This is a genomic window from Coleofasciculus sp. E1-EBD-02 (assembly GCF_040218245.1).
Lineage (GTDB): Bacteria > Cyanobacteriota > Cyanobacteriia > Cyanobacteriales > Coleofasciculaceae > Coleofasciculus.
Genome location: NZ_JAVJQN010000109.1, coordinates 73,088 through 91,260 on the forward strand (window position 1 = coordinate 73,088; position 18,173 = coordinate 91,260).

Below are 18,173 nucleotides of genomic sequence, written 5' to 3' on the forward strand. Positions count from 1 at the left end.
CAAAAGCCGCAGCACTAATTTAAGAATAGCACTGAATTTAGAGTTTGTAGTCAGCACCGTCTTCGCTTCTGGCACGCTTCATGCCTACTATGAAACCGCTTAAGTCAGCGACATTCTCCTTAAGCTGTCAAATTGAGCTAATGCCAAGAGCCGGAATGTCTGCTGATGATTTCCCTGAGGACGTGGATTAAGGTTGGTGGGTTTCGACTTCGCTCAACCCACCCTACGGTATATCAAAGGTTTCGGCGATTGTTCTATGCAAATTTTTAGTGCTATTCTGGTCATAAAAATCAGTCAAATTGTATTACAATAAATTCACTTAAATCAGGTCAAGGATGAGAATTGAGGAGCGACTAAGATGAGCGAATATGATTCGCCATGGAAGGAAAGCATTTCACTATATTTTCGGGAGTTTTTGAGTTTTTTCTATCCACACATAGAAGAGGACATCGATTGGAAACGAGGATTTGAATTTTTAGACACTGAGTTACAACAGATCAAGCGAGAGACAGAAACGGGTAGGAGAGATGCGGATAAGTTGGTGAAAGTTTGGCGTCGTAGCGGGGAGGAGGAATGGGTTCTTGTCCATGTGGAGGTGCAATCACAGCGTCAAAGCGAGTTTAGTGAGCGGATGTATCTGTATCACAGCCGGATTTTCGATAGGTATCGTCGCAGTGTGGTGAGTTTGGGAATACTCGGCGATGAGCAACCGGGTTGGCGCCCCAGTCGGTATGAGCGTGAATTGTGGGGTTGTCGAGCAATACTGGAATTTCCAGTGGTGAAACTGCTAGATTACAGTATGGATGAGCTTGCGAGTAGTCGAAACCCATTGGCGGCGATAGTACAGGCGCACCTTTCTGCCCAAGTTGCCGGGAAAGATGTTGGGGTTGGATATGAAAGTAAGCTGTCTCTGATTAAGAGTTTATATGAGCGGGGGTATGGGCGAGAGGATATCGTTCAATTATTTCGATTAATCGATTGGTTTATTGCCTTACCGAAGAGAGAAGAGGATCGATTGTGGCAAGAGATACAAACGTTAGAAGAGGAGAGAAAAATGCCTTACATTACCAGCGTTGAACGAATCGGAATCAGGAAGGGCTTGGAGCAGGGATTGGAGAAAGGCTTACAACAAGGACGACAAGAAGATATTGTCCGTATTCTTGAACTTCGGTTTGAAGATATTCCGCAGGAATTGAGGGAATTAATTGGAAAAATCGAAGCTCTTGAGGTGCTAGGTACTCTTCTGGTTCAGGCGGTGACAACTCAATCCTTAGAGGCATTTGAATCTGTGGCGAATCAATATGTTACGGAGGAGGGGGCGGAATTGAAAAACACAGAGCCGAGTGCGGGTGAAGAGGCGAATGAGACGTAAACAAAGAGTTAGGTTGGATTGAGCAATAATTTGTGCGATCGCGGGTATAGGCGAGAGGATCTCGTTCTATTATTTCGATTAATCGATTGGTTTATTGCCCTACCGAAGAGAGAGGAGGATCGATTGTGGCAAGAGATACAAACGTTAGAAAAGGAGAGAAAAATGCCTTACATTACCAGCGTTGAACGAATCGGAATCAGGAAAACCCAACAAGAAAATATTATTCGTATTCTTGGAGTTCGGTTTGAACGCATTCCACATGAATTGAGGGAATTAATTAGGAGAATAGAGGATTATGATATGCTAGATACTTTTCTGGTTCAGGCAGTGAAAACAAAATCCTTAGAAGCATTTGAATCTGTGGCGAATCAATTGGTTACAGAGGCGGGATCGGGATTGGAGAACACAGAGCCGAGTTTGGGTGAAGGGGCAAAAGGAAAATAAATTACACCCTCTCTAATTGTAGAAAATGTACGTGACCCAAACAATCACCTGCAACAATAGTAACTCCATCTTCAGCTACAGCACAGGCTGAAAAAATTCTATCCCCTTTAAAATAGCAAACCATTTGTCCGCTGGTTAAATCCCAAACTTTTAGAGTCTTGTCGCGAGAAACAGAAATAGCTAGCTTGTTATCTGTTGTTACTGCTACGGCAAGAACAGAGTCAGTATGTCCTTTTAATGTTTGTAGTTCTTTGCCATTAACTAAATCCCAAACTTTTAATGTGTGATCGACAGAAGCAGAAACTACTTTTTTCTCATCTACCGTTACTGCTACTGCCATAACTGCTTCTGAGTGACCTTTTAGGGTACATACCTCCCTTATGTTCCAGAAATCTAAGACTTTCAATGTTTTATCAGCAGAAGCAGAAATTGCCCATCGTTTATCTGCTGTAACCGCTACTCCATAAACCCAGTCCGTATGAGTTAACAGTAGTGGTAGAAGTGTTAAGCCGTTATCTAAATTCCAGACTCTTAAGGTGCAGTCGTCAGAAACTGAAACTGCCCATTTACTATCTGCTGTAACAGCCACTCCATTAACCCGGTCAAAATGACCTCTCAGAGTTCTAACTTCTTGACCCGTGGTTAAATCCCAAACTTTCACAGTAAAGTCTCTAGAGCTAGAAATTGCGAACTTTCCATTTGCTGTAACTGATACTGATTGCACTGCATCCCTATGACACCCTAAGATGTACAGTTGACTGCTACAAACTACATCCCATACCTTCAAATTACAATCATTAGAAGCAGAAACAGCTTTCTTCCCATCTGCTGTAATAGCTATTGACCTTACCCAATCAGTATGAGCGGCTAACGTAGACAGTTTTTCATCAATATGTAAATCCCACACTTTCAATGTTTTATCAGCAGAAGCAGAAACCAGCCATCGCGTATCTTCTGTAATTGCCACTGATGTAACTGACCAACTATGACCAGTCAAGGGACGTATTTTACGACCACTCGCTAAATCCCAGACTTTAATTGTACTGTCAGTAGAACCAGAAACAACCAATTTTTCATCTGCTGTCACTGCCACTGCGCGGACTTCACGTTTATGCCCTTCCAAAGTATGCAATGTACGACCACTCGCTAAATCCCAGACCTTTAATGTATGATCATCAGATGCAGAAACTATCCATTGCTTATGTGGTGCAATTGCTACCGCCCAGACTTCGCGACTGTGACCTCTAAAGGTGTTTAGTTCACCACCACTAGCTAGATCCCAGACCTTAATTGTGCCGTCAGTAGAAGCAGAAATAGCCTGCTTGCCATCTGCTGTCACTGCTACCGCGCTGACCAAATCGGTATGTCCTACCAAGGTGCGTATTTCATGACCATTAGCTAAATCCCAAACTTTCAGAGTGCAATCACGGGAACCAGAAACTATCCACTGTCCCTCTGTTGTTACTGTAACCGCAACTGCCCTCACTATATCATCGTGTCCTCTTAGAGTTTTCAGGTTCTCACCGCTAGTTAAATCCCAAACTTTCAAAGTACAGTCGTCAGAGGCAGAAACAGCCATCTTTCCATCTGCTGTAATCGCCACTGCCCAAACCGATTCGGTATGACCTGTCAATGTGCTTAGTTCATCACCACTAGCTATATCCCAGACTTTCAATGTATGGTCATAGGAAGCAGAAACAACGAGATTTCTATCGGCTCCATCTGCTGTAACTGCTACTGCACTAATCCAGTTAGTATGTCCTTCTAATGTACGCTGCAAAGAATTGCTAGATGTTGTAAAGCTAGAACTCAAGGGGCGTAGCCAAGGGGTAGACTTGCACTGCCTAGCATATTCTAGCATTTCCTGAATTTCTGGAGCTTTACAGCTAGACAAGTGACCCCAGAGTTGTTCGATTAGTTGCGTCTTATCCTCAGCTAAAATATGTGCCGATAGCCGAAGCGCACCTTGAATTAATTTTATATTATCTACATTAAAATTCACTTTTTTATCAGTGGTTGTGTACTCAGGATTGAAATCAAAATCGTAATCTTCTATTAAGTGCTGTACTCCCAAGGCAGAAATCTTAGTATCAATATACTCAAAGTTAGTTAGTAACTTGTATAAATCATCCCACCGTTTTTCATCCCGTAAATGTTCTGGATAATACCGCAAAGCGTAATCACTTTGATGTTCTTGCCAATGGCTACAATAGTTAATCAAATTTTTTAAAGCATCTTTAGCATCTTCATCGTCATCTAACTTTGCAGCAAACGTTGTTGCCAGTAACGGGTGGGCAAAAGCATAAAGATTGTCTGCTGTAATTCTCATCCAGCGCGTTACCTGCCAACACAAATGCATCTGCCGTAATTGGCGATCGCGCATTTTTGTCACGGCTTTAATATCCTCTTTAGTTAGTGCGCCTTTCGCCACTGCCAATAGTGCAAAAAACTGCCACCGTTCGTCTGGTAAGTCGAGTTCGTCTAAGCGTTTTATCTGTTGCTGAACATACTTCTCAAAACCCTGGGGTGTATGTTCCAACAATTCCTGAATATTCTGTATATGCTTTGGCGCATGATGACATAAGTCATCAATCAGACAGCTTAGGTAAAGTGGAAAACCGTCAGTGATTTTATCGAGTTGAGCAACTAAGCTTGTATCGTCTGCCAATCCTGCCAATTCTCCATTACCCGCTTCTCTTAACCATTGCGCGATCGCACTCTTAGACAAACGCTCAAGATGTAAGGGTTCGCAGTTATCTGTCCAGCCTTCCAAATATTGTTGTTCTTGTCCTTTTTCGGCTCTTGCTGAAGCGATTACAAATACATTTTCCGGCAAAGGATTTGGAAAAGGAGGAAGAAAAGTTTCTCCGGCTTCATCTAAGCCATCGATCACAATAATCAAAGGCTTTTCTGTTTGTCTCCCTGCTCTTAAGACGTTATAGAGTATTTTGCGTAAGTCATCTTTATTGTTAGATGATAGATCATAAGCCAACTCGTTATCAGCATCAAGTTGTCGGATTAGATTCCGATAAGCAGTTTCGACAGAGCGAGTTCTCTCATTGAAAAAATGGTAAGCCATATCACAATCTTTGTGCTGCCATTCTTTAACCCAGTTAGCCAGCAGTGCTGTTTTCCCAAAACCTGCGGGAGCCGTTACCAGGAATAAACCGCTGGAGTTTTCCTGCAAAAATATGTCTAATTTCTGGCGTTCTTCCTCGCGCCCCACGAATAACTGGGTACAGCGCTTTAACAGTTCTTCATTTAGATCTGCTATTTCTTGCCAAATATAGAGTTTAGCCTCTTTTCTATATTGCTGTTCTAGTATTCCTAAACGATTCCCATGATCTTCTAAACGATTCTCATTATCTTGAACACGCTCCTCCAGTTTCAAAACCCGCAATTCCACATTCTTCAGCAGTTTACGATCATTTTCACTCAGGGTGGGTAGAGAAAGCTGCTCCCTTAGCTCTTGTACAGTAAGCCGCTTTATATCAGGTTGACAGAGCAGCTTAATTACATATAAAAAAAGTCTTTGGTATTGTTCGTTAGCCTCTTTATCATTTCGTGCGTGCTGTTGTTCGATGAGAATTTTTTCCAGGTTTTGACTTAATAATTGAGCCTTAGCTTCCTTTGTACTCCACTCGAATCGGCTAATCAGATCCAGGAGTTGCTCGTCAGTTGTTTTGGTTATGAACTTACGGAAAATATGCCAAGTTTCAGAATGAAGCTTATCCGGCTTTTTCTTATTGCCCAGAATTTTACGAATGCCTTGTAATGCCTCTGTTTTCTCTTTTCCTTGCAGACTCCCTTCGCGGATCTGCTCCCAAACTGCGATCACAGGCGTTTTATTGGGTATAGGCGACTGTTGTTCTCGACCCGCCTTAGTGTTAGTTGTGAAGCGAAACAATAGGTTAGTTTCGGGATTTGCCTGATAATGTTCAAGAAAACAGGCAATAGCGGTTACGGCTTCATCAGTTTTTAGGGTAATAGATTTATCTCTGTGTTTGACTTGTTCAAGTTGTCGCTGCCATTCCTCTGGAGTGGCTGTCAGCGAATGAGAAATAATATCTATATCTTCACCACATTCAAGTTCAAGAGTTTGCCCAGGTTGCAAGTTTAACCAACGCTGAATCGTCAGGTCAACTTGGTAGACATACCCCCGAATAGTGTTCCAGGCATCTCTATCACGAACTGTGGTGAAGTCAGGCATAGTTCAAATATACTTCTTTTTAAAGAAGCAGCAATAACTCTATAATACCAAAGCTCCCTTGACAAAACCATCCTGTCTGTCAATTTATGACGAAGAGCGGGTTTTGCCTTTGAGGTTATCGGTAGATACCCACCTTAAACGGCTAAACCCGCCCCTACAATTAACGTATTAATTCTTTGGGTTGTTTCATACAGGTTGGATTATGCCAGATGTGAGATATATCCCATTTTTGAACTGTAGGGGCGCACCGACGTGCGCCCTGTGCCTGTACCACTTTATACCGCTACTTGCTGTCTAAGTCACCGCAATCAGCATCAAATATGACCTCAAACTCAGCTCCAGGCATCCACTTACCCAGAAATCGCTGGTGATTTTCTGCTTCCGTGCGGCTGTAGAAACGAGCAACGGTATAATGTTGAGCATTTGGTAACAGCCTAACCAGCATCCAGGGATAATGGGTTTGATTCCAAAAGCATTGATTCGGGATTAGGGATGACTCTGCTGTTCGACCGCCCCCCCGATGCAGTAGTATAGAATAAATTTGAGCTAAAAGTTGCTCTCGCGCTGGTGTTCCATCATTGGGTAGTAAACTCCACTCACAGACTGGTGCTGGTAACCACGTTAACCTGTAACACACAGAACTTTTGCTGATGTGCCAAGATAAGCGACGTGGGTATTTATAGCAGTTGAACCCATCTGCTCGTAGAGACACAACAACTCTATCGCCTTCTGCTTGGAGGCGAAGCCATTGAGAATGCTTCATTGCTATAATTTAAGTAATTATTGGTTGAGAAGGGCAATCGCTAAACTGATAAAATAGCGATTCGCCTTTTATTTGTGAAAGGTTTAAATCCTTACGAGCCAGTAATTTCCTGAGAATTTCCTAAGCGTTACCTCCTTACTCTATTCAGATGTTAGGGAGTAAATACTGAATTGTATGCCACTTAAGCGATTAGCCGAGTGTTAAAACTCCCAGTATGCTTGCTGTGTGAGAAACTAGCCGTAGAGAAGCAGGGAAACTGGAAGTAAAGGGACTTCCAAAATGTTTCCCCATCATTTTTGTTCTCTACAACCGGAACAAGTGTCCTGTAACTAGAATGGTAGACGATAAAAACTCAAATAGCAACCCCGAATGGGCAACTCTCAAACAGTTACGCCAACGTCTGAGTATGACTCAAGAAGAGTTAGCTCAGGAATTAGGAACAACTAGCAGAACAATCCGACGCCACGAGACGGGGGAAAGGCAAATTAGGTTTTCGCTTCCTCAAATCAAGCGACTGATTGAGCTAATGCAAAGAGCCGGAATGTCTGCTGATGATCTTCCTGATGACGTGAAGTGAACTACTCAGGCTTACTTCGGTTGTCCCCTTCTACCTCAGTTAAGACAGATGCAAAATACTTACCCGATGGGGTCATGCTAACCGTTACCGTCTTGATTGTTCCTTCAATTAATCGGTGTATTTTAGCTTTAACTACGCCAACGCGACCCGGAAACTTAATGCAACCATTGACCCTGAGCGAAGCCGAAGGGCTAGCGCTGAGGGTGAGGACTTTCGCGACTACGTTAACATGGGTGACAAAGCTGATTCAGTAAGTCTTAACTTACCTTAGCCTAGCTGGAATAAAATTTATTTACTACCTATTCTGCCAAAAGAAATGGAAAAACAACATTATGCTATCCACGATCAATAACTCAATGGGCAAAATTACAACCATCTTAACCCTTACCAACCGCATAGACCAAGGTTTAGCGGCACGAGGTTCTATTTCTACTGACCAAGTTCGCTCCGTCACACTAGATAATGTGTTAGTGGACACAGGTGCAACAACACTTTGCTTGCCCACAGAGATAATCACGCAATTGGGTTTAGATCTCCTCAAAGAAGTCGATGTCGAAACGGCTAACGGAATCGGCAAAGCCCGAATCTTTCAGGATGCTAAAATTTCCCTCCTTGGACGGGAAGGTACGTTTGAATGTTTAGAACTTCCAGGTGGCAGAAATCCTTTACTCGGAGTTATCCCACTGGAAGCTTTAGGGATTGAATTAGATCTAAAAAATCAACGCCTGAAGCTATTGCCTATCAGTCCAACTGAAACCTATTTAACGATTCTTTAAATAAACAGTAAAAATCCACGACTATTATCGTCGTGGATTTTGCAACTGAGGCTCTCTTCTAGTCCTGCCGAAGCAAGGCTTTGAGTTATCCCAAATCCCAAGGGTTAGGAGGACTTAAAAAACGTTATTCGCTGGCGCTACCCGTAATAGTTTTGGGATACAATCATCTTGGGTTAACGACAGGTGGATGAGGCGTAAATCTTAGCTTACAGCTAGTGCTGTCAGAAGTAATACATTGACGAATAGAATAGCGCACGCCCCTTGAAAAGCATAGCGACGCTGTTGCTCACTATTGGGATATTCAGCATAATATACAGGGGTTTCGATCGCGTAGTTGTTCAGTTGTCCATCTTGGTTGATTGTGGTGTACATCTGAATCTTTCTCCTCTGTGTTTGTTCTCTCTGTTGTTTATAACTTTAACGAAGGTATTTACAGAAAAGCAATAGATATGCTATCGGATCTTGTTCTGCTTTTTATAAGATGAGCTTATCAAAAGTTACCCGGTTTATATGCCTAGGCAATAATACCGACTTAACTCCATCACAGACAGTTTTCCCCTAGAACGTCTCCATTGCCATTCATCAAAAGACTGGACTTTGCGTCTGCTAAGATAGATCAGCCACAGTTAGATTCACCGTTCTACTGCAAAGATGGACAACACACTGAACAGGCTTCGCCGCCTGAAACGAATTATGGGTTACCGTGTCGAGGATACAATCAGACACTTATCCAACAACGTGAGTCCGTCAGAAATAGTTAATCAAAAGGAAATTAGAGTAGTTGGCTTAAAACGGAGTGGAAATCATGCCATTATCAACTGGATCAGAAAACAACACCACGGTGAAGTATGGCATTTGAATAAGATTCCCGTAAAAAGGAATCCATACCGTTTCTTGTATGAACATTATCCCAAAGAAACATTAAAACAGGAAGCCAAAGGTAATTTCACAAAAAAAGACTGTTTAATCTATAGCTATGAAGATCATGCGCTTGAGCAAATCACTGACAAGGAGTTTGACAAAAAAAGTGAACTGTACTTGGGCGAAAGTGCAATCAAATACGACGTGATTATCTTAAGAGATCCCTTCAATATGCTGGCAAGCCGATTTAAAAAGGGATATATGAAGGTAAAATGTCCTGATAGAACATTAGTTGAACTGTGGATATCATACGCTCAAGAATTATTGGAAGAAACACAGTTATTGAAAAATAATAAAATCGTGATTAATTATAACCAATGGTTTATCGATGTGGACTATCGCCAGCAATTAGCCAAGCAACTTAATATCAAGTTTTCTGATGCAGGTTTTAATGATGTAAAAGGTCAAGGTGGTGGGAGTTCTTTCGACGGAATTGCATTTCGGGGGAAAGCGGCTGAAATGGATATTCTTAACCGATGGAAAGTCTTTGCTGATCAACCACAATACCAAAAACTCATCGATAATACAGTGCTTCGAGACTATTCCGAACGAATCTTTGGTCATATTCCAGGAACAGAACGCTATTTCTAATAGATTTCCTTATTGGAGCATCTTACCGGACAGGTGTTCTAGAGTTACCTGCGCCGAAAATTCATGCCAACCATTATCCGCCAAGGGTTTAAGCGGCTTTTTATCTAGTCAGGGAGTAAAGATTAACTCAAACTTTACGAATACCTTGCCAAAGGTTAACCCTTTCACCCCGATAAAGGGAGTAAGATTAATGAAGATTTCTTAGGGGTGGATTATGAATAGATTTCCTGGCTACTCGCATCCATTACAACGGCACATTCGCAATCATACCCTTCATTGGGTTTCGCCAAAATCCGGTCAAACGCACAACAGCAAAAATCAACTCCCAGACTTAAACGTTTCCCCAGAAATCCCAAAATCGCTTGAGTAGGGGAGATAAGAGAAATAGGGTCGGCTGAATAAGTGCTGTGGTAAGGGGGAGCGGGGGAAGCTGGGGGAGCTGGGGGAGCAAGGGTACATTTTCCTGATACATTCCTAGAAACCGGGTTTCTCGTTAGGATGACAACGCCATATCAACCTTTGAGCCAAAGGAACCCGGTTTCTTGACCGATGTCCTAGATACAAAATTCCCTAAACCCGCCCCGACAAACCCGGTTTCACTCTTCAGCGCGTTGGCTCAAAAAATCTGTAACTATTCAACCCAATGTCTGGTTGATTCCCGAATATAAGGAAGAGTAATCTTCATCCGCTAACCCAGCGTCTTTCGCCTTTTCGACAACCTGGCACACACCCGCCAAACTACTCGCATCTAACCCTTCGGCTTTGGCTTCACTAAGGAATAAATTAATATCTTTAAGTAAATGTTTTAGGGGAAAGTTGGGATCAGCAAAATTACTGTCTTGCATCCGATTTAACTTCTTATCAAATGTCGGTGCATACAGCGCACTGTCTCGCAGCAGTTCCATAAACTTGTCTACATCCACCCCCTGACGCCGCACAAATCCCAAACTGAGGGCAAACCCGGCGGTTAAGGCGGCAATTAATTGATTTAACGCTAACTTTGTGGCGGCGGCGGTTCCCACGGGACCCATTAATAGGGGTTCTCCAAAATTTTTGAGTAACTCTTGCCATTTTTGAAACTGATCTTTAGACGCCCCTACCATAACTTGCAGCTTGCCATCTTTGACTTGAGGAATACTCCCTAATACAGGTGCTTCTAGATACTCACCCCCGACGGCTACGATTTGATTTTGAATATCTTGGCTTTGTCTGGGGGAAATGGTTCCCATTTGAATCACGGTGCGTCCTTTTAATGCTTCTTGGCAACTATCAGATAGGGCTACCTGTCGAATTGCATCAGCATCTGCCAACATTAAAATAACGCAATCGGCAGCCGCGATCGCATCCGCCGCCGAATCAGTCGTTTCGGCACCTGAATCCTTTAGAGGGTCTAGCTTAGACAATGTGCGATTGTACGCCACGACGGGTATTTTCGCATCTAGCAACCGTTGCGCCATGGGTTGTCCCATTAATCCTGTACCGAGAAATCCTACCTTAACCATGTATTTGTTTTGGGGTTGACTACATCAAAACACTCCCTTGCAATCTTGCACCCATTTTTTAATTCTGACACCTATCTGTTGAGGGATTTCTTTATTTCTGAACATAAGACAGGTCGAAGGGTAGGAGGGTAGGAGGCAGAAGGTAAAAATTATATCTGTAGGGGCGGGTTTAGCCATTTAATTGACGGGTATACCGATAACTTATCAACAAAACCCGCCCTCTTGTCGTTTAGATTTAAGACATAAAACATTTACCCTTTCCACCAACGCTCCTCTTGCACGAGTGTATGCATTTGCCAATTCGGATCAGGTTGAGGATAATCTAAGCGGTAATGTCCGCCACGACTTTCTGTCCGAAACAGAGCGCTTTTAAAAATTAAGTAAGCTATATCTAATAAGTTAGAGGTTTCTCCCCACGTTCGCACCAGGTAATCGGCATTTGGAACATTAAGTTGAACGGTCTGCTGTGGCGTTAAATTTCGTAACTGTTGGCTTAAAGGCAATGCAGCCAATTCGGACTGCCAGACTTCCACCTGCGCGATCGCACGTTCTAGCTTTTGTGCAGATCGACAAATCCCAGCACTTTGCCAGACTAAACGTTTTAACTGATCTTGCATCGCCAGCATTTTATCCGTTTTCGTGGCTTCATCGGATAAGGTTAAGGGAGAAATAGAACCCGATTCCTGATTCAAGACCGATTGATCGGGTGTTAATTCCCCCAACTGAGCGCCAAATACAATACATTCCAATAGCGAATTACTGGCTAGACGATTCGCACCATGAACACCCGTACTCGCGGTTTCACCCACGGCATATAAATTAGGAATAGAGGTACACGTCATTAAATCTGTAGCAATTCCCCCCATCCAATAATGGGCGGCGGGGGTGACAGGAATCATATCCCGAAATACATCAACTCCCCATTGCTGACAAACTTGGATAATATTCGGAAATCGGTGGCGAATCCGATCATCAGGAATGGGGCGCAAATCTAAATAGACATGACTCGTGGCTGGATCAGGTTTAGTTTTCTGTAAATGACTAAAAATCGCTCGACTCACCACATCTCTAGGCGCAAGTTCACCATCAGGATGATACTCAAAGGCAAAACGGTGTCCCTGATCATCCACCAGATGCGCCCCTTCTCCCCGCACCGCTTCGCTGATCAGAAAATGAGGCGCTCCCGGTTTAGTTAAAGCTGTGGGATGAAATTGGACAAATTCCAAATCTCTGAGAATCGCACCCGCCCGCCATGCGATCGCAACTCCATCTCCGGTACTGACATCGGGATTCGTCGTCTGGGCAAAAACTTGACCGCCGCCTCCTGTAGCCAGGACAACCGCCCCCGCCCGTATCCAACTGATGTGACCTTGATACATGAGTTGGACACCCTGACAATGACCTGTTTCAGGATTCAGCCAGACAGATAAAGCAAATGCCTGCTGAAGCACTGTAATATTAGATTGGCGCAAGACTAAGGCAGTAAGCGTACTAACTACAGCCCGCCCCGTGGTATCCGCCGCATGGAGAACCCGGGGGCGAGAATGAGCCGCCTCTAAGGTTAACGCTAACTGCTCCCCCCGTCGATCAAACGTCACCCCCATCTCCACTAACGAGCGAATGCGATCGGGTGCTTGTTGAGCCAGAAACTCCACAGCATCAGCATCACAAAGACCTGCCCCTGCCCGAAGTGTATCCTCAACATGCAACACTGGGGAATCTCCGGGGGCAATAGCTGCCGCAATACCGCCCTGCGCCCAGTCACTGGCACCGATGGATAGAGTATCTTTGGTTATCAGTGCAACATTTAACGTATCCGGTAGACAGAGGGCGGCATAAAGTCCAGCCGCGCCAGCACCTACAACGACGACATCAAACTGGGTTGGCTGATGGAGTGGCGATTGAGAATTGTCAGGAACAGAAATCATAGTGAGTCGAAATATAGTCAAATACTTTAGCAGACATGGGAATCTACATCTAAGGGTGATGTAGAGACGTTGCATGCAACGTCTCTACACGCTGTTTCATCCCTGGAGCCATCTGCCTTCTGCCTTAATAACACCCTTGTGTAAAAAACAACCCACCCCCAACAGGAGTGGGTTGAACTAGGAATTTCCGAAATTATTCGAGTTTAGTAGACGCCGGGATTAAAGCGGTCGTCACCTTCGTTGTAAACGTCCGCTGTCTCAGTCACCGTAAAATTATCCAGGTTATCTTGCAGGATCTGTTTTTGGCGATCAGTCAATCCGGGAATCTCCAGCACTTCCTCTACATCGTCGTAGGGAGCATTCTGGATGATCAATGATGCTAATGTCGGGAACATCCCCCGATACTTGCGAAACGCTCGGATATGAGTATTGTTCAAATCCAGCTTTTGACCATACTCTGTTTCCAGCTTGGCATCGGCTGGATTGCGTAGAGTCGTCTCAGCCAGTAACATCGGTGACCCATTCGCGATCGCGTTACTCAAAGACACGCCTGGAGTCCAGGACATTGGTGCTGCGATCGCGCTTTGGGAGAAACCCAACCATCCTAAGCAGCTCACTAACAGTCCCCATACCACTAACACATGAACCAATCGTTTCATTAACTCTCCTCCTTACTCAGACACATTGAAGACCAAGACAGAACTGCCCCTCTTCGATTACCTTAACTTTTGTTTTCTATCCTCTCATCTTATCTATCCCTACCTCAAGAGTTTAGGCGCTTATCCGCCCAGAATTATGAAAAATGCTAAATAGTTCTAAAAGTCTACCGGAAAACCGGGGTTTTGTGGGAAGATTAAAAATTGTCTCTGTTGACGAAAGAATCAGGAAATTAGCTATGGCTCTGCGATTAGGCGATACTGTCCCAAACTTCACGCAATCCTCTAGTGAAGGCGAGATCAACTTCTATGACTGGGCAGGGGATAGCTGGGTCGTGTTATTCTCCCACCCGGCTGACTATACACCCGTTTGCACCACCGAGTTAGGTGAGGTTGCCAAGCTCAAACCCGAATTTGACAAGCGCAATGCTAAAGTCATCGCTCTGAGTGTGGACGATGCGGATTCTCATCAGGGTTGGATTCAGGACATTAACGAAACCCAGAATACGACCGTCAACTACCCGGTTTTGGCAGATGCGGATAAAAAGGTGTCTGATCTGTATGACATGATTCATCCCAACGCCAATGCTAGTGTTACGGTACGCACTGTCTTTGTGATTGACCCCCAGAAAAAACTGCGCCTGACCATCACCTATCCTCCCAGCACCGGTCGCAACTTTGACGAAATTTTGCGGGTGATTGACTCCCTACAGCTTACGGATCACCATCAGGTTGCCACTCCCGTGAATTGGAAAGAAGGAGATGACTGTGTAATTGTCCCCTCTCTGAAAGACCCAGAGGTTTTAAAAGAAAAATTCCCCAAAGGTTACACCGAAGTCAAGCCTTACCTGCGGATGACCCCTCAACCCAACAAGTAGAGACGTAAGGTGGGGAACGTCTGGGAGATGGGCTGTGTAGAGACGTAGCATGCTACGTCTCTACGTTGGCGGGTTTAGTTACATCGGGGTAAGGTAAGAAACGATAACGGTGAAACCCGCCCCTACATAAAACTTTACATTCCCCCGTGTTTCCAACCGGGAGAGGATGTAAACCTAAAAATTAGAGCAGAATACTCCTAGAGCAAATGGATATTAAAGAAGGCTTTGTCGGCACAGTAGGGAATACCCCTCTAATTCGATTAAATAGCTTCAGCGAAGAAACAGGCTGTGAAATCCTGGGAAAAGCTGAGTTTCTTAATCCTGGCGGTTCTGTCAAAGACCGCGCCGCCCTCTATATTATTCAAGATGCTGAAGACAAAGGGTTACTCAAGCCTGGTGGTACAGTTGTCGAGGGAACGGCTGGTAATACGGGTATTGGTTTAGCGCATATTTGCAACGCGAAGGGATATAAGTGCCTAATTATCATTCCCGAAACTCAATCCCAAGAGAAAATGGATGCATTAAGGACGCTAGGTGCCGAAGTGCGTCCGGTTCCGGCTGTACCGTATAAAGACCCAAATAATTACGTTAAGCTATCGGGACGAACTGCCGAAGAGATGGAGAATGCAATTTGGGCAAATCAGTTTGATAATTTAGCCAATCGACAGGCACATTATGAAACCACGGGACCCGAAATTTGGCAACAAACCGATGGTAAAGTGGATGCTTGGGTGGCGGCGACAGGGACAGGGGGAACATTTGCTGGGGTGTCTATGTTTCTGAAAGAAAAGAATCCCCAGGTTAAATCGATTGTGGCTGACCCGATGGGGAGTGGGTTGTACAGTTACGTGAAGACGGGCGAAATTAACACAGAAGGGAATTCTATTACTGAAGGGATTGGTAACAGCCGAATTACTGCCAATATGCAAGGGGTTCCCATTGATGATGCCATTCAAATTGATGATAAAGAAGCCGTGCGGGTGATTTACCAACTGTTGGAAAAAGATGGTTTATTCATGGGCGGTTCTGTGGGAATTAATGTTGGTGCAGCCGTCGCCTTAGCCAAAGAAATGGGACCCGGACACACGATTGTGACGGTGCTTTGTGATAGTGGTTCGCGTTATCAATCGCGGCTTTATAATCGGGAGTGGTTGGCGCAAAAGGGTCTGTTACCGGGAAGTTAGCGGTACATCATCACATCTGTAGAGACGTTGCATGCAACGTCTCTACAATGCATATTTTTTTAAATTTGTCAACCTATAGACAGGAGTTGATCAGTAAGCAATCATTTTGTCCCTTGGGTGAAGCGTTGCACTGTCAATTGGATGGCTAAAGCCACCAAGCCAACAGCCACGAGACTAAAGACAGCCGTGGCGAGAGTACTGATACCAACGACTAAAGTACGAACCGCGATCGCAATATTAATCGCCGTCACATTCCCAGAGGGTAGAGGCTTATTTGCTAAGGATTGTGCAATAGCGGTTGTCAGCCAGTATCCCGCGATCGCCAGAGAACCCGATATCAAGGCTGAAGCCAAGCAGTTTAAGGGACTCGGCGGTGTTTGTTCGGTAGTCGTGGGTTGGTTATCGGGATTAGTTGTCATAAGTCGGATGTCCTTTTGTCATTGATCTTAGTGTGAATGTCACCGAATTAACACAGGTTCCTCGTTGCGCTGTCTTCGCCAGCCGAGGCTTTAGCCATTGCTTTCTGTGGCTAAGTCATCCGAAAGCTCAATCAAAAGTGCATCAACATCTTTGCTGTATCTAATTTTTTTCATAGCGGCTTCTCCAAGTACTTGTCTTGGCTTCATCGGTTTCAATTGTCTTTAGCAATTAATCACCCGCTTTAACTGGCTATAGAAAAAGCTGACTTAGCCGCTTTTGGTAACTGGATCGGCACAAAATAACTACTGGGATACAGATAATCTTCCCCTGATTCGTCAATCACTCGAATCATTTGATTTTGGGTCGCATTAGCATCAGGAATAACCTGATAAATTTTACGGACTTCTAGTGAAGCTGGGTAATCTTGATTGCTAATGCAAACAACAAATTGATTTTCTTTATTAGCAGACTGCATAACTACTCCGATAAGATGAATTTAATTTTTATTTCTTTTTTACCGATGCCGTGTGCTTCATACCAGTGTAATTCAGCTTCACAAATAGTTCCGTCATCTAACTGAATAGTTCCAGTACCTTTAAGTTTTCTCCATCGTCCAGAACCATAGGTTTTACGCAAGCGTTCGACTTCTCGAATAGAACTACCCACCGCTATAGTTTCTATATTAATGATGTTGCCGATAATCTCAAATCGCATTACTGTAAGAGCGTAACTGATCTTTTATATAATCTGGCGGCACTGTCCAAATGACTTGATTGCGTTTTCTTAATCCTATCCCACAACAGCGATCGCCTACATCGACAGCACCGGAAAACTTAGGTTTACTGGGTCGCATGGCAACAACGGCTTGTCTGTTGGAGCCTTTCCGCAATGCACCGAGTCCATCAGAGGTACTCGACTGCCAAAGTAAGTTAAATTCTGTTCGTAGTGTTAGACGACACCGGAAACGTTCTAGCAATTTAGTCCCAGACGCCTTTGGCAATAAGATAATTGGTGTAGTCGTAAAAAAAACTCTGGCGATGAGATATATTATCCGCCCCGTAGAGGTAACTGATGAACCTTTTTTGTGGGACATGCTATATCTGGCACTCTATGTTCCACCCGACGCTACACCTTTACCGCGAGAGGTGATTTATCAGCCCGAATTAGCCAAGTATGTTCAAGATTGGGGACAACAGGATGATATCGGGTTTATGGCTATGCTTAAGGACAGTCAACTGCCTGTTGGTGCGGCGTGGTTACGACTATTTAAGAGTAGCAATAAAGGATTTGGATATGTCAACGATGAAACACCAGAACTAACCATCGCTGTTTTGCCGGACTATCGCGGTCAAGGTATTGGCTCTCAACTCCTTACTCAGTTAGTTGAAACAGCGCAACCGTGCTACTCTGCCGTTTCTTTAAGTGTATCCCCCGATAATCCCGCCTTGCGATTGTATCGCCGCTTTGGGTTTGAAGTTATGGGTCAAGGGGGAAATTCGTTGACCCTGACTAAAAATTTTATTTCCCCTAAAAATTCTATAAATTAAAATTAGACTATTTTAGTGAAATTAAGAATGGTTTTCTGCCCATTCTGTTCTTAAAATTCCATACCAATACTCGCTTGCCCATTCACCTTTAAACCAAACATTTTCAATGAACTGAGCCTCACAGCGCATACCGATTCACTTCATTAATTTAGCGGCGGCGATATTGTCTCTATGGCAAATAGCAATAATTCGAGGACGTGCAACTAACGTTATTCTGTAAAATATTCAGTATATAAAGTTACATTTTTGACATCTTGGAGTCAGGGCAAGACACCTAAAAAACAGTATGTAAGCGTTATTTCCACCGCGCTGTACTCCCTTGGCTGCGCTAGGCTGATTAAAGTTATTTCGATTCCCCGGTTCTGATAACTGGACGACAAGGATCGATAATTGAGATGGATAAA

The 18,173-nt window shown here is 44.0% G+C and carries 17 protein-coding genes and 1 pseudogene; 8 read left to right on the forward strand and 10 right to left on the reverse strand.

The features are described 5' to 3' along the window. The first annotated feature begins 358 nt into the window (after positions 1 to 358). Positions 359 to 1,372, forward strand: coding sequence for a transposase (locus RIC07_RS17810; protein ID WP_446395697.1), 1,014 nt, complete (start codon positions 359 to 361; stop codon positions 1,370 to 1,372). An 18-nt stretch (positions 1,373 to 1,390) separates the two neighbouring features. Beyond that, positions 1,391 to 1,816: a hypothetical protein gene (locus RIC07_RS17815; protein ID WP_446395698.1), complete on the forward strand. Its 426-nt coding sequence runs from the start codon at positions 1,391 to 1,393 to the stop codon at positions 1,814 to 1,816. A gap of 1 nt (position 1,817) precedes the next feature. Here the strand turns inward: RIC07_RS17815 and RIC07_RS17820 are convergent, their stop codons facing one another. Together RIC07_RS17820 and RIC07_RS17825 are read right to left on the reverse strand one after the other, a co-directional pair. After that, complete coding sequence (locus RIC07_RS17820) at positions 1,818 to 6,026, reverse strand: AAA family ATPase (protein WP_446395699.1); 4,209 nt, start codon at positions 6,024 to 6,026, stop codon at positions 1,818 to 1,820. A 283-nt stretch (positions 6,027 to 6,309) separates the two neighbouring features. Then, a complete protein-coding gene (locus RIC07_RS17825) occupies positions 6,310 to 6,789 on the reverse strand; it encodes a hypothetical protein (RefSeq protein ID WP_446395700.1) in 480 nt (159 codons plus the stop codon). A gap of 334 nt (positions 6,790 to 7,123) precedes the next feature. Between RIC07_RS17825 and RIC07_RS17830 the strand changes: the two genes are divergently transcribed. Continuing rightward, on the forward strand, positions 7,124 to 7,366 hold the full coding sequence (locus RIC07_RS17830; RefSeq protein WP_446395701.1) for a helix-turn-helix domain-containing protein: 243 nt from the start codon (positions 7,124 to 7,126) through the stop codon (positions 7,364 to 7,366). Positions 7,367 to 7,385: 19 nt separating this feature from the next. Here RIC07_RS17830 and RIC07_RS17835 read toward each other — a convergent pair. Then, positions 7,386 to 7,532 (reverse strand): annotated as a pseudogene (locus RIC07_RS17835) (RNA-guided endonuclease TnpB family protein); the annotation flags it as partial. A gap of 166 nt (positions 7,533 to 7,698) precedes the next feature. Between RIC07_RS17835 and RIC07_RS17840 the strand changes: the two are divergent. Continuing rightward, a complete protein-coding gene (locus RIC07_RS17840; RefSeq protein ID WP_446395702.1) occupies positions 7,699 to 8,142 on the forward strand; it encodes a retroviral-like aspartic protease family protein in 444 nt (147 codons plus the stop codon). Between the two features lie 201 nt (positions 8,143 to 8,343). Here RIC07_RS17840 and psb34 read toward each other — a convergent pair whose 3' ends face one another. Then, on the reverse strand, positions 8,344 to 8,514 hold the full coding sequence (gene psb34 / locus RIC07_RS17845; RefSeq protein WP_006103939.1) for a photosystem II assembly protein Psb34: 171 nt from the start codon (positions 8,512 to 8,514) through the stop codon (positions 8,344 to 8,346). Between the two features lie 279 nt (positions 8,515 to 8,793). Between psb34 and RIC07_RS17850 the strand changes: the two genes are divergently transcribed. After that, positions 8,794 to 9,654, forward strand: a complete 861-nt coding sequence (locus RIC07_RS17850; protein WP_446395703.1) for a hypothetical protein — start codon at positions 8,794 to 8,796, stop codon at positions 9,652 to 9,654. Positions 9,655 to 10,289: 635 nt separating this feature from the next. Here RIC07_RS17850 and RIC07_RS17855 read toward each other — a convergent pair. The 3 genes from RIC07_RS17855 to psbU all read right to left on the reverse strand — a co-directional run bounded on the left by RIC07_RS17855 (position 10,290) and on the right by psbU (position 13,743). Further along, the gene (locus RIC07_RS17855) at positions 10,290 to 11,156 is read right to left on the reverse strand and encodes an NAD(P)-dependent oxidoreductase (RefSeq protein WP_446395704.1); all 867 of its coding nucleotides are present in this window, start codon (positions 11,154 to 11,156) and stop codon (positions 10,290 to 10,292) included. 251 nt (positions 11,157 to 11,407) lie between these two features. Further along, positions 11,408 to 13,084, reverse strand: coding sequence for an L-aspartate oxidase (gene nadB / locus RIC07_RS17860; protein WP_446395705.1), 1,677 nt, complete (start codon positions 13,082 to 13,084; stop codon positions 11,408 to 11,410). Positions 13,085 to 13,287: 203 nt separating this feature from the next. Further along, the gene (gene psbU / locus RIC07_RS17865; RefSeq protein ID WP_446395706.1) at positions 13,288 to 13,743 is read right to left on the reverse strand and encodes a photosystem II complex extrinsic protein PsbU; all 456 of its coding nucleotides are present in this window, start codon (positions 13,741 to 13,743) and stop codon (positions 13,288 to 13,290) included. A gap of 236 nt (positions 13,744 to 13,979) precedes the next feature. Here psbU and RIC07_RS17870 point away from each other — a divergent pair, with 236 nt between their 5' ends. Both RIC07_RS17870 and RIC07_RS17875 read left to right on the forward strand, forming a co-directional pair. After that, positions 13,980 to 14,618, forward strand: coding sequence for a peroxiredoxin (locus tag RIC07_RS17870; protein WP_446395707.1), 639 nt, complete (start codon positions 13,980 to 13,982; stop codon positions 14,616 to 14,618). A gap of 206 nt (positions 14,619 to 14,824) precedes the next feature. Then, positions 14,825 to 15,802, forward strand: coding sequence for a cysteine synthase A (locus tag RIC07_RS17875; RefSeq protein ID WP_446395708.1), 978 nt, complete (start codon positions 14,825 to 14,827; stop codon positions 15,800 to 15,802). A 101-nt stretch (positions 15,803 to 15,903) separates the two neighbouring features. Here the strand turns inward: RIC07_RS17875 and RIC07_RS17880 are convergent, their stop codons facing one another. From RIC07_RS17880 to RIC07_RS17890, 3 genes are all read right to left on the reverse strand, one after another. Beyond that, positions 15,904 to 16,221 carry a DUF3082 domain-containing protein gene (locus tag RIC07_RS17880; protein ID WP_446384204.1) on the reverse strand — a complete coding sequence of 106 codons (318 nt, stop codon included), beginning with the start codon at positions 16,219 to 16,221 and terminating at the stop codon, positions 15,904 to 15,906. 242 nt (positions 16,222 to 16,463) lie between these two features. After that, the gene (locus tag RIC07_RS17885) at positions 16,464 to 16,697 is read right to left on the reverse strand and encodes a hypothetical protein (RefSeq protein ID WP_446395709.1); all 234 of its coding nucleotides are present in this window, start codon (positions 16,695 to 16,697) and stop codon (positions 16,464 to 16,466) included. Positions 16,698 to 16,699: 2 nt separating this feature from the next. Further along, the gene (locus RIC07_RS17890) at positions 16,700 to 16,936 is read right to left on the reverse strand and encodes a hypothetical protein (RefSeq protein ID WP_446395710.1); all 237 of its coding nucleotides are present in this window, start codon (positions 16,934 to 16,936) and stop codon (positions 16,700 to 16,702) included. Between the two features lie 59 nt (positions 16,937 to 16,995). Between RIC07_RS17890 and RIC07_RS17895 the strand changes: the two genes are divergently transcribed. Further along, the gene (locus RIC07_RS17895) at positions 16,996 to 17,769 is read left to right on the forward strand and encodes an N-acetyltransferase family protein (RefSeq protein WP_446395711.1); all 774 of its coding nucleotides are present in this window, start codon (positions 16,996 to 16,998) and stop codon (positions 17,767 to 17,769) included. The last annotated feature ends 404 nt before the right edge of the window (positions 17,770 to 18,173 follow it).